16 protein-coding genes are annotated in these 12,436 nt (G+C 60.0%); 8 read left to right on the top strand and 8 right to left on the bottom strand.

Features of this window, described 5'->3' with window-relative positions; all coding sequences use genetic code 11:
- Nucleotides 1–5 precede the first annotated feature (5 nt).
- Nucleotides 6–1,151 carry an efflux RND transporter periplasmic adaptor subunit gene (locus tag VOI35_RS07260; RefSeq protein WP_407275400.1) on the bottom strand — a complete coding sequence of 382 codons (1,146 nt, stop codon included), beginning with the start codon at nt 1,149–1,151 and terminating at the stop codon, nt 6–8.
- 230 nt (nt 1,152–1,381) lie between these two features.
- On the opposite strand from VOI35_RS07260, the gene lepA reads away from it, so the two are divergent.
- Genes lepA through acpS form a run of 8 tightly spaced genes read left to right on the top strand, consistent with a single transcriptional unit; the run spans nt 1,382 to nt 8,001 of the window.
- Complete coding sequence (gene lepA / locus VOI35_RS07255; protein WP_407275399.1) at nt 1,382–3,184, top strand: translation elongation factor 4; 1,803 nt, start codon at nt 1,382–1,384, stop codon at nt 3,182–3,184.
- A 22-nt stretch (nt 3,185–3,206) separates the two neighbouring features.
- Nucleotides 3,207–4,004, top strand: a complete 798-nt coding sequence (gene lepB / locus VOI35_RS07250; protein WP_407275398.1) for a signal peptidase I — start codon at nt 3,207–3,209, stop codon at nt 4,002–4,004.
- Between the two features lie 45 nt (nt 4,005–4,049).
- Nucleotides 4,050–4,424: a DUF4845 domain-containing protein gene (locus VOI35_RS07245; RefSeq protein ID WP_407275397.1), complete on the top strand. Its 375-nt coding sequence runs from the start codon at nt 4,050–4,052 to the stop codon at nt 4,422–4,424.
- Nucleotides 4,411–5,139, top strand: coding sequence for a ribonuclease III (gene rnc / locus VOI35_RS07240; RefSeq protein WP_407275396.1), 729 nt, complete (start codon nt 4,411–4,413; stop codon nt 5,137–5,139). The genes VOI35_RS07245 and rnc overlap by 14 nt, the downstream gene beginning before the upstream one ends.
- 44 nt (nt 5,140–5,183) lie before the next feature.
- On the top strand, nt 5,184–6,059 hold the full coding sequence (era, locus tag VOI35_RS07235; RefSeq protein WP_407276811.1) for a GTPase Era: 876 nt from the start codon (nt 5,184–5,186) through the stop codon (nt 6,057–6,059).
- A gap of 9 nt (nt 6,060–6,068) precedes the next feature.
- Nucleotides 6,069–6,782 carry a DNA repair protein RecO gene (locus VOI35_RS07230; RefSeq protein WP_407275395.1) on the top strand — a complete coding sequence of 238 codons (714 nt, stop codon included), beginning with the start codon at nt 6,069–6,071 and terminating at the stop codon, nt 6,780–6,782.
- A 24-nt stretch (nt 6,783–6,806) separates the two neighbouring features.
- Nucleotides 6,807–7,562 carry a pyridoxine 5'-phosphate synthase gene (gene pdxJ / locus VOI35_RS07225; RefSeq protein ID WP_407275394.1) on the top strand — a complete coding sequence of 252 codons (756 nt, stop codon included), beginning with the start codon at nt 6,807–6,809 and terminating at the stop codon, nt 7,560–7,562.
- A gap of 49 nt (nt 7,563–7,611) precedes the next feature.
- Nucleotides 7,612–8,001: a holo-ACP synthase gene (acpS, locus tag VOI35_RS07220; protein WP_407275393.1), complete on the top strand. Its 390-nt coding sequence runs from the start codon at nt 7,612–7,614 to the stop codon at nt 7,999–8,001.
- Between the two features lie 75 nt (nt 8,002–8,076).
- On the opposite strand, the gene VOI35_RS07215 is transcribed toward acpS, so the two are convergent.
- From VOI35_RS07215 to VOI35_RS07185, 7 genes are all read right to left on the bottom strand, one after another.
- Nucleotides 8,077–8,532 carry a hypothetical protein gene (locus VOI35_RS07215; RefSeq protein ID WP_407275392.1) on the bottom strand — a complete coding sequence of 152 codons (456 nt, stop codon included), beginning with the start codon at nt 8,530–8,532 and terminating at the stop codon, nt 8,077–8,079.
- A 102-nt stretch (nt 8,533–8,634) separates the two neighbouring features.
- Nucleotides 8,635–9,144: a type 3 dihydrofolate reductase gene (gene folA / locus VOI35_RS07210; RefSeq protein ID WP_407275391.1), complete on the bottom strand. Its 510-nt coding sequence runs from the start codon at nt 9,142–9,144 to the stop codon at nt 8,635–8,637.
- Nucleotides 9,141–9,560, bottom strand: coding sequence for a phosphate-starvation-inducible protein PsiE (locus VOI35_RS07205; protein ID WP_407275390.1), 420 nt, complete (start codon nt 9,558–9,560; stop codon nt 9,141–9,143). The genes folA and VOI35_RS07205 overlap by 4 nt, the downstream gene beginning before the upstream one ends.
- Before the next feature lie 32 nt (nt 9,561–9,592).
- On the bottom strand, nt 9,593–10,387 hold the full coding sequence (locus VOI35_RS07200) for a thymidylate synthase (RefSeq protein WP_407275389.1): 795 nt from the start codon (nt 10,385–10,387) through the stop codon (nt 9,593–9,595).
- Nucleotides 10,384–11,205: a prolipoprotein diacylglyceryl transferase gene (gene lgt / locus VOI35_RS07195; RefSeq protein WP_407275388.1), complete on the bottom strand. Its 822-nt coding sequence runs from the start codon at nt 11,203–11,205 to the stop codon at nt 10,384–10,386. Before lgt ends, VOI35_RS07200 begins: the two co-directional genes overlap by 4 nt.
- Before the next feature lie 70 nt (nt 11,206–11,275).
- Nucleotides 11,276–11,578 (bottom strand): hypothetical protein, encoded by a 303-nt coding sequence (locus tag VOI35_RS07190; RefSeq protein ID WP_407275387.1) that lies wholly within the window; start codon nt 11,576–11,578, stop codon nt 11,276–11,278.
- Nucleotides 11,579–11,605: 27 nt separating this feature from the next.
- Entirely contained in the window at nt 11,606–12,409 is an 804-nt protein-coding gene (locus tag VOI35_RS07185) for a CbbQ/NirQ/NorQ/GpvN family protein (protein WP_407275386.1), read from the bottom strand.
- Nucleotides 12,410–12,436: the final 27 nt, after the last annotated feature.

Below are 12,436 nucleotides of genomic sequence, written 5' to 3'. Positions count from 1 at the left end.
GGGCATTAAGGGGCGGTTTTGGCCGCGTCTTTCGCCGGCTCGATTTTGATGCCGGGGCGGAGTTTCACCAGGCCATCGGTCACGATGGTCTCGCCGGCTGTGAGCCCTTGATCGATGAGTTGGCCTTGCGGCGTCAGCGGCCCTAGGGTAACGGGAACGAGCGATACCTCCTGAGCCGGATTGACGGTGTACACCGCGAAGCTGCCGGGACGGATGCCGGTCGTGATGGCGGTGGGGGGGATAACGATCGCCTGGGGGCGTTGCTCGACCGCGAGCGAGATCTGCACGAAGGCATTGGGCTTCAGTCTGCCCTCGGGGTTGGGGACGGTGGCACGGAACCGGATGCTGTTGGTTTGCGGATCGATGGCGGTGGCGCGAAAGTTCAGCTCGCCAGACATGGGTTGCGCCAAGCCATCAGCCGTAAGCGTGATCGGGACGGGATGCGTCGCGCTGGGATTCAGGGCGGGCGTCTGTGCATAGGGATTATCGGCTGAGGTGGTGAACAGCACTTGTATCGGGTCGATCGCGTCGATCTCGACCAGCGCATCGTCGGTTTTGATCAGATTGCCGACGGCGACCTGCCGAAGACCGGCGATTCCGCTGATCGGCGCGGTGATGCGGGTATAGCCTAGCGTGACTTCCGCACTGGCCTGTTTGGCCTGTGCCAGTGCCACCGCAGCGTTGGCCACTTCCAGTGCCGATTGTGCATCATCCCGTTCCTTGGTGCTGGCGACGCCCTTGGCGAACAGCGTGCTGATGCGGGCGTTGTCGCGGGCGGCCGCATCGCGGTTTGCCTTGGCGGCGGCCACGGCGGCCTTGGCCTCGTTCAGAGCGGCAACATACGGGCGGTCATCCAGCGAAAACAAGGGCTGCCCCGCACGAACGAGGTCGCCTTCGACGAATTCGCGTTTGAGCAGAATGCCGCCCGTCTGGGCGCGCACCGTGACCAGTCGGTTGGCAGCGGTGGTGCCGGTGAAGTGGGCATAGACGGTGACGGTTTGAGGGGCGAGGCGCATCACGGGCACGATCGGCGCGGGCATGGCCGGTTTGGCCTGGACTGCGGGGCAACACCACGCCGCAGCCAGCAGCGGGATGGCGGCGAGCCGCAGGCGACGCATACGCCATGAAAGCGGTTCTGGAATATACGGCATGGGACGATCCTGCACAGTCTGTCGAGGATGATTGTTAGATGGCTAACAATTTAGCATGGCAGATGGTCGCTTGCCATGCTCGGTTCGGCCGAGATGGGTTGAGGTTTTCGCAGGATCTGCATTCTTGAGTGGGGATTTGCGCGCATCCCCGGTAAACTGTCGCCCCTTTTACTGTGTATCGGGCGTTTATCCTCGTTGGCGGGGCGGGCTCGATGATGTTTAGTGGTGATATGAGACTCAAGCACATCCGGAATTTTTCCATCATCGCGCATATCGATCATGGCAAATCGACCCTGTCGGATCGCATCATCCAGCTCTGCGGCGGTCTATCGGAGCGGGAGATGGATGCGCAGGTGCTGGATTCGATGGACATTGAGCGCGAGCGCGGCATCACCATCAAGGCGCAGAGCGTATCGCTGGATTACAAAGCGCGAAATGGCGAGGTCTATCGGCTGAATTTCATCGACACGCCGGGGCATGTGGATTTCTCCTACGAGGTGTCGCGCTCGCTCGCGGCCTGCGAAGGCGCCTTGCTGGTGGTGGATGCCTCCCAGGGCGTGGAAGCGCAATCGGTGGCGAACTGCTATACCGCCATCGATTTGGGTCTCACCGTCGTGCCGATTCTGAACAAGATCGATCTGCCGGCCGCTGAGCCGGAGCGCGTCAAGCAGGAAATCGAGGATGTCATCGGCATCGATGCGCACGATGCGGTGCTGACTTCGGCAAAAACCGGGGTGGGGATCGACGCGGTGCTCGAACGGCTGATTGCGGAGATTCCGCCGCCGGTGGGCAATGAAGCGGGGCCGCTCAAGGCGCTGATCATCGATTCCTGGTTCGATAACTATGTCGGTGTGGTGGCTTTGGTGCGGGTCATCGACGGCGCGATTCTGCCCAAGCGGAAAATCAAGGCGATGGGCACGGGCGATATCTTCCAGGTGGAAAAAGTCGGGGTGTTCACACCCAAAACGCTGGAGCGCGAGGGGCTGTATGCCGGGGATGTCGGCTTCGTCATCGCGGGCATCAAGAATATCGATTCCGCCAAGGTCGGCGATACGCTCACCGATGCAGAAAATGGCGCCACCGAGGCCTTGCCGGGCTTCAAGGAAATGCAGCCGCGCGTATTTTCTGGCTTGTATCCGGTGGAAGGCGAGGATTACGAAGATCTGCGTGAAGCGCTGCGCAAATTGCGGCTGAATGATGCCGCGCTGCACTTCGAGCCGGAAGTCTCACAGGCGCTGGGCTTTGGCTTCCGCTGCGGCTTTTTGGGCTTGTTGCACATGGAGATTGTGCAGGAGCGCCTGGAGCGGGAATACGATCTCGACCTGATTACGACCGCGCCGACGGTGGTTTATGAGGTGGTTGAGACCGATGGCACGACCTACCAGATCCACAACCCGGCGCAGTTACCGAACCCGAGTAATATCAAGGAATTGCGGGAGCCGATCATCGAGGCCAGTATTTTCTGCCCGGATGAATATGTGGGTGCCGTGATCGGCCTGTGTATCGAGAAGCGGGGCGTGCAGAAAAATCTGAGCTACGCCGGCCAGCAAGTCACGCTGGTGTTCGAACTGCCGTTGGGCGAGGTGGTGCTGGACTTTTTCGACCGGCTCAAATCCATCAGCCGGGGCTATGCCTCCTTCGATTATCGCTTCGTGCGCTTTGAAGCGGCCGATCTCGTCAAAATGGACATGCTGATCAATGGCGAAATCGTCGATGCGCTCTCGCTGATCGTGCACCGCAGCATTGCCCAGTCGCGTGGGCGGGATCTGGCGGAAAAACTCAAGGAACTGATCCCGCAACAAATGTTCGAAGTGGCGGTGCAGGCGGCCATCGGGGCGAAAATCATCGCCCGGACGACGGTCAAGGCGCTGCGCAAAAATGTGCTGGCCAAGTGTTACGGCGGCGATGTATCGCGTAAACGCAAGTTGCTGGATAAACAGAAAAAAGGCAAGAAGCGCATGAAGCAGATCGGTCAGGTTGAAGTGCCGCAGGAAGCCTTTCTGGCGGTTCTGAAAATGGATAACAACAAATAACCCTCAACGCAAAGGCAACGCGATGGATTTCACTTTACTTTTGGTGCTCGGCACCGTGGCGACGGGTCTGATTTGGCTGACAGATAGTCTCGTGTTCAAACAGGCGCGCATCCGTCGGGCGGCAACCGGCGAGGTGAGCGATCAGCCCGTGGTGGTGCCCGAGCCCCTGCTGGTCGATTACGCCAAATCGTTCTTTCCGGTGCTGCTGATCGTACTGGTGGTGCGCTCGTTCATTGCCGAGCCCTTCCGCATTCCTTCGGGCTCGATGATGCCCACCCTGCTGGTCGGGGATTTCATTCTGGTCAACAAATTCAGTTACGGCCTGCGCCTGCCGGTGCTCGATACCAAGATCATTCCGGTGGGCGAGCCCCAGCGCGGGGATGTGGTCGTATTCCGTTACCCGAATGATCCCAAGGTGGATTACATCAAGCGCATCATTGGCCTGCCGGGGGATCACATCCGCGTGGTGGGCAATAAACTCTGGATCAACGGCGTGCTGCAACCGGAAACCTATGAAGGGATTTACCCAGGCGACGATGGCATGCGGATGGCGGGGGCGAGCGTCTATCAGGAAGATTTGATGGGCCTCAAACATGCCGTGTTGTTTGAAAAAGACGGCTATACCCGCGATGGCGAATGGGTGGTGCCCCCACACAGTTACTTTGCGATGGGGGATAACCGGGACAATAGCAATGACAGCCGCTATTGGGGATTCGTGCCGGAGCAGAATTTAGTTGGCAAAGCGTTTATCATCTGGTTGCATTGGGACTGGAAAGACGGCAAATTTGATGCCAGCCGCATCGGCCAAGGTATTCACTGAGTCACCATCGAACGCTTGAATTTTAATGGATATGAGGAACTGAGCATGATGCCCCCCCGCTTTCACCCGTTGCGTCGTCAGTCTGGCCTAACCTTGGTGGGTCTGATCATCTACGCATTCGTCGCATTCTTCGTGGCAATTCTGCTGATGAAGGTTGTGCCGCTGTATTTGACCGACCAGAAAATTTCCAGCATTTTCAACCAGTTGAAGAATTTTCATGGCGATGCTCAGGCCATCCGTTCAACGATTGACAAGCAGCTCGACATCAACGAAATCGACAACATGACCTCGAAAGATTTCAAAATCACGCCGTTTGGCAATGGTCTGCGCGTGACTTACAACTACGACGGCCGCGCCGATATTGTCGGGAATCTTTCGGTCGTGGCTTCGTTTGAACATCAAGTGGATGTCAGTCCTTAAGCCCGCCTCCTCGCTGGTTGCGCCGCCTGAAGCCTTGGCAGCGCAACTCGATATCCGGTTCGATGACCTGTCGCTGCTGGCCATGGCGTTGCGGCACCGTTCTGCGGGTCATCGCAACAATGAACGGCTCGAATTTCTCGGCGATGCCATCCTGAATCTCGTGATCTCCGATCGTCTTTATGAGCTGCGCCCCGAGGCGCCGGAGGGCGAGCTTTCGCGCTGGCGAGCCAGCCTGGTACGCGAGGAAAGCCTGGCCAAAATCGCCCGCTCCCTGAACTTGGGCAACTATCTGGTCCTGGGTTCCGGTGAATTGAAAAGCGGGGGCTTCCGCCGCGATTCGATTTTGGCCGATGCGCTGGAGGCCATGATTGGGGCGGTGTATCTCGATCAAGGGTTTGCGGTGGCCAAGGCGGTGTTGGATCGTCTGTTTGATCCCTTGCTGGCTCGCTTGCCGGATGCGGCCAGCCTGAAAGACCCCAAAACCCGGTTACAAGAGTGGTTACAGGGCGCACGACGGGAATTGCCGAGCTATGAGGTCACCGGTACCTGGGGGCAGGCGCACCAGCAGGTGTTCGAGGTCACTTGCCGTCTGTCGGACCAAGCGACGATCAGCGTGGGGCGGGGAAGCTCGCGCCGGAAGGCGGAGCAAGCCGCCGCAGAACAGATGCTGGCGCGTCTGACCGATGCACCAGTGCCAGTGGGTGATGAGGTTTGAGTGGGGGGGGCGAAGCCAGGAGCGGGGAATCCCGCTTTGGCCAGGTGGCGATTATTGGCCGGCCCAATGTGGGGAAGTCCAGTCTGTTGAACCGGCTGGTGGGGCAGAAAATCAGCATCACCTCCCCCAAGCCGCAAACGACCCGCCACCGGATCACTGGGATTTTTACCGATGCCCGCGGGCAAATCCTGTTTGTCGATACGCCGGGCATTCACCAGGGCAGCGGCCGTGACGCACTCAACCGTCAGCTCAACCGGACGGCTCGCAGTGGTTTTGATGGGGTCGATCTGCTGCTGTGGGTCGTGCAGGCGGGGCGCTTTACCGAGGAAGATGCCGCTGTCCTCCGGCTGGTGCAAGATGCCAAACTGCCGACGGTGCTGCTGGTCAATAAAGTGGATCTGGTGACCAACAAAGCGGATCTGCTGCCTTTTTTGACGCAAATGCAGGCGCGGCAGGATTTCGTGGCGTTGTATCCCTTATCGGCGCGGCGGGATCGTGGCTTTGATGGCCTGCTTTCGCTGATTTTTACGCAGTTGCCCCTGGGCGAGCCGGTGTTTTCCCCTGATGAGGTGACGACGGTCACCACCCGGTTCATGGCGGCCGAAATCATTCGGGAAAAGCTTGCGCGTCTATTGCATGACGAGCTGCCCTACAAAACCACCGTGCTGATCGAGCGCTATGCTGAGTCGGCGGAGCGGGTGGAAATCGACGGTGTGATCTATGTCGCGCGGGATAGCCAGAAGGGGATCGTGATTGGTCGGGCGGGTGCCAAGCTCAAGGAGATCGGCGTGCAGGCACGCCAGGATTTGGAGCGGCTGTTGCAGCAATCCGTCATGTTGCGGCTATGGGTCAAGGTACGCGAGGACTGGGCGGATGATGAACGCGCCGTGCACGCCTTGGGGTACCAGTTACCGGAATGATGCCGCCGTATGGAGCTGTCGCGTGCCTATGTCTTGCATAGCCGGCCCTGGCGGGAAACCAGTTTGCTGGTTGACTGGTTCACGGAGGACTGGGGGCGGGTGACGACCTGCCAACGGGGGATTCGGCGGAGTCACAAGGGGGCGGCGGGGCGGCCGACGCCGTTTTCGCCCCTGCAGATCGGCTTGTCCGGGCGCGGGGGCATGCCGGTGGCGTGCCCGATCGAGCCTGCGTCCCCAGCCGCTGGGCTGGCGGGCTGTTGGCTGCGCGGGCAGGCTTTGGCCGTCGGCTTTTACTTGAACGAATTATTGCTGCGCGCGGTACAACCGCAGGAGCCTTTACCCCGTCTGTTTGCCGCCTATGAAGAGGCTTTGCTGGCGCTGTGTATCAGGCAGGAGCCGTTCGAGGTGCTGCTGCGCCGTTTCGAGCGCCGTTTGCTGGATGAATTGGGGGTGGGGTTTGATTGGCAGCAGACGGTCGACACCGGCCTGGCGGTGCATCCCGAGCAAACCTATCGCGTGCATCCGGAATGGGGCATTGCGGCAGAGACGGCCCAGGGGATGCCGGTCGCGGGTCGGGTATTGTGCGCATTGGCTGCAAACCAGCCGCAACAGCATGCGGATGACCGCCGGGCGGCGCAGGCACTGCTGCAGATGCTTCTGGCGCCCCTGATCGGTGCCGCGCCGTTTCATAGCCGCCGCCTGTGGCGATCGTCGGCTGAATAACCAAGCTAACTGAGGAGTCCTGAGATGACCAACCGTGTGACCGCCAACCCGCCCCTGCTGGGGCTCAATATCGATCATGTGGCGACCTTACGGCAGGCGCGCGGCACCCGTTATCCGGATCCCGTGCACGCGGCGCTTCTGGCAGAACAGGCGGGGGCGGACAGCATTACCCTGCATTTGCGGGAAGATCGTCGGCATATCCAGGATGCCGATGTCCTGCGCCTGCGGGAGCTGTTGCACACTCGGATGAACCTCGAAATGGCCGTCACGGAGGAAATGATCGAGTTCGCCTGCCGGGTGCGCCCGCAGGATTGCTGCCTGGTGCCGGAGCGGCGCGAGGAATTGACTACCGAGGGGGGGCTGGATGTCGCCGGTCAGATCGAGCGGATTCACGCGGCCTGTGACCGGCTGCGGGCGGCGGGGATTCGCGTGTCCTTGTTCATCGACCCCGATCCGCGGCAGATCGATGCCGCCGTCGCCTGCGAGGCGCCGGTGATCGAATTGCATACGGGGCATTATGCCGAGGCGGAGGATGATGCGACCCAGGCTCGGATTCTGCACGACATCATCACCTGCGCGCAGGATGCGGCGGATGTGGGCTTACAGGTGAATGCCGGACACGGCTTGCATTACCACAATGTGCAGGCCATTGCGGCCATTCCGCAAATCGAGGAGCTCAATATCGGCCACGCCATCATCGCCCGCGCGGTATTCGTGGGTTTGCCTGCGGCGGTGGCGGAGATGAAGCGCTTGATCCAAACCGCGCGCGTTCGCGCTTGATCGTCGAACGGCTTGATTGTCGAACGGATTGAACAGACGGGGCGTTGCGGTGATTGTGGGTTTAGGTACCGATCTGGTGGAGATTGCCCGCATCGAACGGGCATGGCGGCGGCACGGGGATCGGCTGCTGGATCGGCTGCTCGGTGACGATGAGCGCGCGGCACTGCCCGACAGCCATACGCCGGGGTTCCCTGCCTGGCTGGCCAAACGCTTTGCGGCCAAAGAAGCGGCGGCCAAGGCCCTGGGTACGGGTTTTCGCGCCGGAATTACACTGGCGGACATCCAGACAGTGCATACGCCGCTGGGCGCGCCCCAGTTGAAGTTCACCGGGGCGGCCTTGCGCCGTGCGCAGGCCATGGGGGTCACTGCGGCGCATGTGTCCGTGAGCGATGAACGACACTACGCCTTGGCTTTCGTCGTTCTGGAATCAGTGGTTTAGGGAGAACCGTTACCGCGGCGCGGAACCTCGTTCAACCCTTGGTATCGGGGGAGCTCGGATTACGGTGAATCCGGTTCAGTTTCTACCCTGGTTTTGTTCCTCTGCCCGCACCAGCCCCGGCCAGAATTCGCGTAACGCATTCATCGGCACCGGTTGGGCAGAGTCCAGGAAGGGCGCTGCCTGCGGATGAAGGGCGGGGTGCCGGTCGGTCATGGCGCGCATCCAGTTCAAATCGCGGAAGGATAAAAATTCCGCCTGCCAACGGACGGAGAGCGTAAGTGTTTTGGCAATCAGTGCCAACGGCGTGACGAGCAGCCAGAGTGCCCCCATGAGCACCGGAAGGCCGAGCCAGGGATAGCCGGTGAATGTGCTGCTGGCGGCCATCGGCGACCATTGCAACAAGAACGCGCCGCCCGCGAGCGCCATCAGACTGGCATAGGTGTAGCGGTGTGCCTGCAGCACGGCATAGATCCGGCACAGTTTGGCGATGAGTTCCGGCTGATAGTTGTATTCGTCGCGCAGATCGATCATGGCAGTGTCTCCGGGGCGTATCGCTGACTTGCCCTGCTTTGATCTTATGACAATCCGGTGACGAATGGCAAAGAGATTGCTGCAGTCTGCCGCGATGCAAGATCAGCCGCAGATCGGCTGGTTGGTGATGCGTTGCCAAGTCATGAAGCTGTAGGGATACGCGTTGTGCGCATCGGCGGGGTGGTGTTCTTCCATAATCAGACGCCACTCCCGCCGGTTGTAGGCGGGGAAGAAGGCATCCCCCTCTTCGATGCGGGTGTGCACCACCGTGAAATACAACCAGTCTGCGCGGGGCATGAACTGGTAATAGATATTGGCACCGCCGATGATCATGACTTCCGGTGCCTCGCCGGCCGCGGCCAGTGCATCATCCAGACCATGGGCGACGGTCACGCCGGGAATCGTCAGACCAAGATCCCGGCTGATGACGATATTCAGCCGTCCCGGCAACGGCTTACCAATCGACTCGAAAGTTTTTCGCCCCATGATGATGGGCTTACCCAGCGTGATGCGCTTGAACCGCGCCAGATCGGCCGGCAAATGCCAAGGCAGGGTGTTGTTGCGGCCGATGACCTGATTACGGGACAGCGCGGCGACCAGACTGATTTTCATGGGGCATCCGTCGAGCCGCCGGGAAACCGGGCCGAGCTGTACTTGATGATCAGAACGGCCAGTGCGAGCACGGTAATGGCACCCGCGTAGGTGATGATCGTCCCGTTATCCATGACTTTGACATCGACGACCAGCACCCGGGTCAGGGCGGTAATGGCGATGTAAATCAGAAAGCGCACTGGCATGCGTTTGGTTTGAAAGTAGATGCCGATCATCGCCAGGATTTCGAGATAAATGAAAAACAGCAGCAGATCATCGAGCGAGGGCGTGCCTTTGTGCAGAATGTCGATGACGGAGGCCGACACGGACCAGAGCACCGAGAGCCACAACACGAACAGCAACAGCAGGTGCGCCAGGTTGTTCAGCTGATTGCCGATGCGTTCGACGAACTTATGACTGCTGACGAGGCCGGACATGGTAAACGCCCTAGGGATTGAGACGTCCCAGATTATACGGCAACCGGCGCGGCGATATGCGGCCAGGGATCATAGCCCTCCAAGGAAAAATCCTCGAAGACGAACTGATCGATTGTCCGCACCGCCGGGTTGATGCGCATCGTCGGCAAGGGGCGCGGCGTGCGTTCGAGCTGGAGCCGCGCTTGATCCAGATGATTGTGATAGAGGTGGGCATCCCCGAGCGTGTGGATGAATTCACCGGGCTTGAGATCCGTGATTTGCGCGATCATCAGGGTCAGCAGCGCATAGCTGGCGATATTGAACGGTACGCCCAGAAAAATATCCGCGCTGCGTTGGTAGAGCTGGCACGATAGTCGGCCGTCGGCGACATAAAACTGGAACAGCAGGTGGCAGGGCGGCAGCGCCATCGCGGGCACATCGGCGGGGTTCCAGGCGGTCACGATTAGGCGGCGGGAATCCGGTGTGCGGCGAATATCCTCGATGACCTGCGCCAATTGATCGATCGTGCGGCCATCCGGTGCCGCCCAGGAACGCCATTGCTGCCCATAGACGGGGCCGAGATTGCCCTCAGCATCCGCCCATTCATCCCAGATGCGCACGCCATGCTCTTTGAGATAGCGGATACTGGTATCGCCCCGGATGAACCACAACAGTTCGTGGATGATCGAGCGCAGGTGGAGTTTTTTGGTGGTGACGACCGGAAATCCTGCGGCGAGATCAAAGCGCATCTGGTGACCGAACACGCTGCGGGTGCCGGTGCCAGTGCGGTCACTGCGATCGGTGCCTTCGTTCAGCACACGGCGCATCAAATCGAGATAGGCGTTCATCCGGCGATGTCCTCGGGTCGGGTCACAGGACGATCATACCGGCGTAAGCGATAGGCATAAATCAGTAAGCCGATGCCGATGAGGATCATGGGTGCCGAGAGCACCTGCCCCATGGTGAGCCAACCGTCCCACAAATACCCGAGTTGCGGATCGGGTTCCCGCACGAACTCAACCAGAAAGCGGAAGCTGCCGTACAAGATCAGGAATAAGGCAGAAACGGCCATCCGGGGGCGGGGCTTGATCGAAAATAAAAACAGCACCGTGAACAGCACAATGCCTTCGAGAAACGCCTCGTAGAGCATCGAAGGATGGCGCGGCAACGGCCCGCCGGTGGGGAATACCATCCCCCAGGGCAGCGTGGTGACCTTACCCCACAGCTCGCCATTGATGAAGTTGCCGATTCGGCCAGCGAATAGGCCAATCGGCACCAGCGGCGCAATGAAGTCCATCAGCGTGAAAAAAGGCACGCGGTATTTGCGGGCAAACAGCGCCATGGCCGTCATCACGCCGATCAGCCCTCCGTGAAAGCTCATGCCGCCATCCCAAACCATGAACAAGGTCAAGGGGTTATGCAGCAGCTCCGGGGTTTGGTAGAACACCATGTAGCCGATCCGCCCGCCGAGAATCACCCCTAGGGCGCCGTAAAAAATCAAATCGTCGATTTGGACAGGGTTCAATGGCCAATCGGGTTTGGCTGCCCGGTAGCGTCCGAGTGCCCAGGCACCGACGAAGCCGACCAGGTACATCAGCCCGTACCAGTGCACTTTGAGGGGGCCGATGGCCACGGCGATGGGGTCGATGTGCGGGTAGGTCAGCATAGTATGGCTTCGTGGTGGCGGAAGACGCCCCGTCGCGGTCGATGGCACTCAACGGGCGCGGAGGAAAGACTCAATCGTCGTCGCCGAGTTCCGGGTTCCAGCCGTTTTGTTTGGCGCGGTCGATGGCGGCCTGCTGAATGCGCAGGTACTTTTCCTGCAAATCCGGCGGTAACCGGCTGGGAAGGTGTGCGTAGGGCTCCCAGGCGGCAAAGACTTTTTCATAGAGCACCTGGATTTGCGCCGGGCGCCAACCGGCACCCGTTTCCGTCTCTGGAATGAGGCCAAACAACCAGCCATCCCGGATGATTTTGCCAATGTGGGTCATGCCCCCATGGTTATCCTGGTCAATCCCGACATAATTGATTTGTTGCATGTTGCCTTTTCCGTCGCCACTCGGCGCTTAGAAGTAAGTGGTTACCACGGTTTCCAGCGCATCCCGCATATCGGGGTCATCGGTGATTGGGTTGACGAGGGTCATGGCGCAGGCGGCACGCGCGTTGATCCCCTTGGCGATCAGTTTGCCTGCATAAACTAGCAGCCGGGTGGAGAGACCTTCGTCCAGACCATGGCCTTTGAGGTTGCGGGCACGATGGGCGATTTGCACCAACTTGTGTGCGGTATCTCGATCGACCCCGGTTTCATGGGCGACGATCTCGGTTTCGGTTTCGGCTTCGGGATAGTCGAAGTCCAGCGCACCAAAGCGTTGTTTGGTGGACTGTTTGAGGTCTTTCATCAGGTTTTGATAGCCGGGGTTGTAGGAGATAACGAGCTGAAAGTCTGGGTGGGCTTCCACCAGCTCGCCCTTTTTCTCCAGCGGCAGGACGCGACGATGGTCGGTCAGCGGGTGAATCACGACGATGGTGTCCTGACGGGCTTCGACCACTTCATCCAGGTAGCAGATGGCGCCAATGCGGGCGGCGGTGGTCAGCGGGCCGTCTTGCCAGCGGGTGCCGTCCTTGTCGAGCAGATAGCGCCCCACGAGATCCGAGGCGGTCATGTCTTCGTTACAGGCCACCGTAATCAGCGGCCGACCGAGTTTCCAGGCCATGTATTCTACGAAACGCGATTTACCGCAGCCGGTCGGGCCTTTGAGCATGATCGGCAGGCGGGCGCCATAGCCGGCGGTATACAGCTCGACTTCGTTGTGAACCGGTTTGTAATACGGTTCGCGGGTAATGCGGTACTGGTCGATGGCGGTGCTCATGGACACTCCTTTAAGACGAGAATGGGG

It is taken from the genome of Halothiobacillus sp. DCM-1, assembly GCF_045689735.1.
Taxonomy (GTDB): domain Bacteria; phylum Pseudomonadota; class Gammaproteobacteria; order Halothiobacillales; family Halothiobacillaceae; genus Halothiobacillus.
This window is presented reverse-complemented; position numbering and strand designations above follow the sequence as displayed.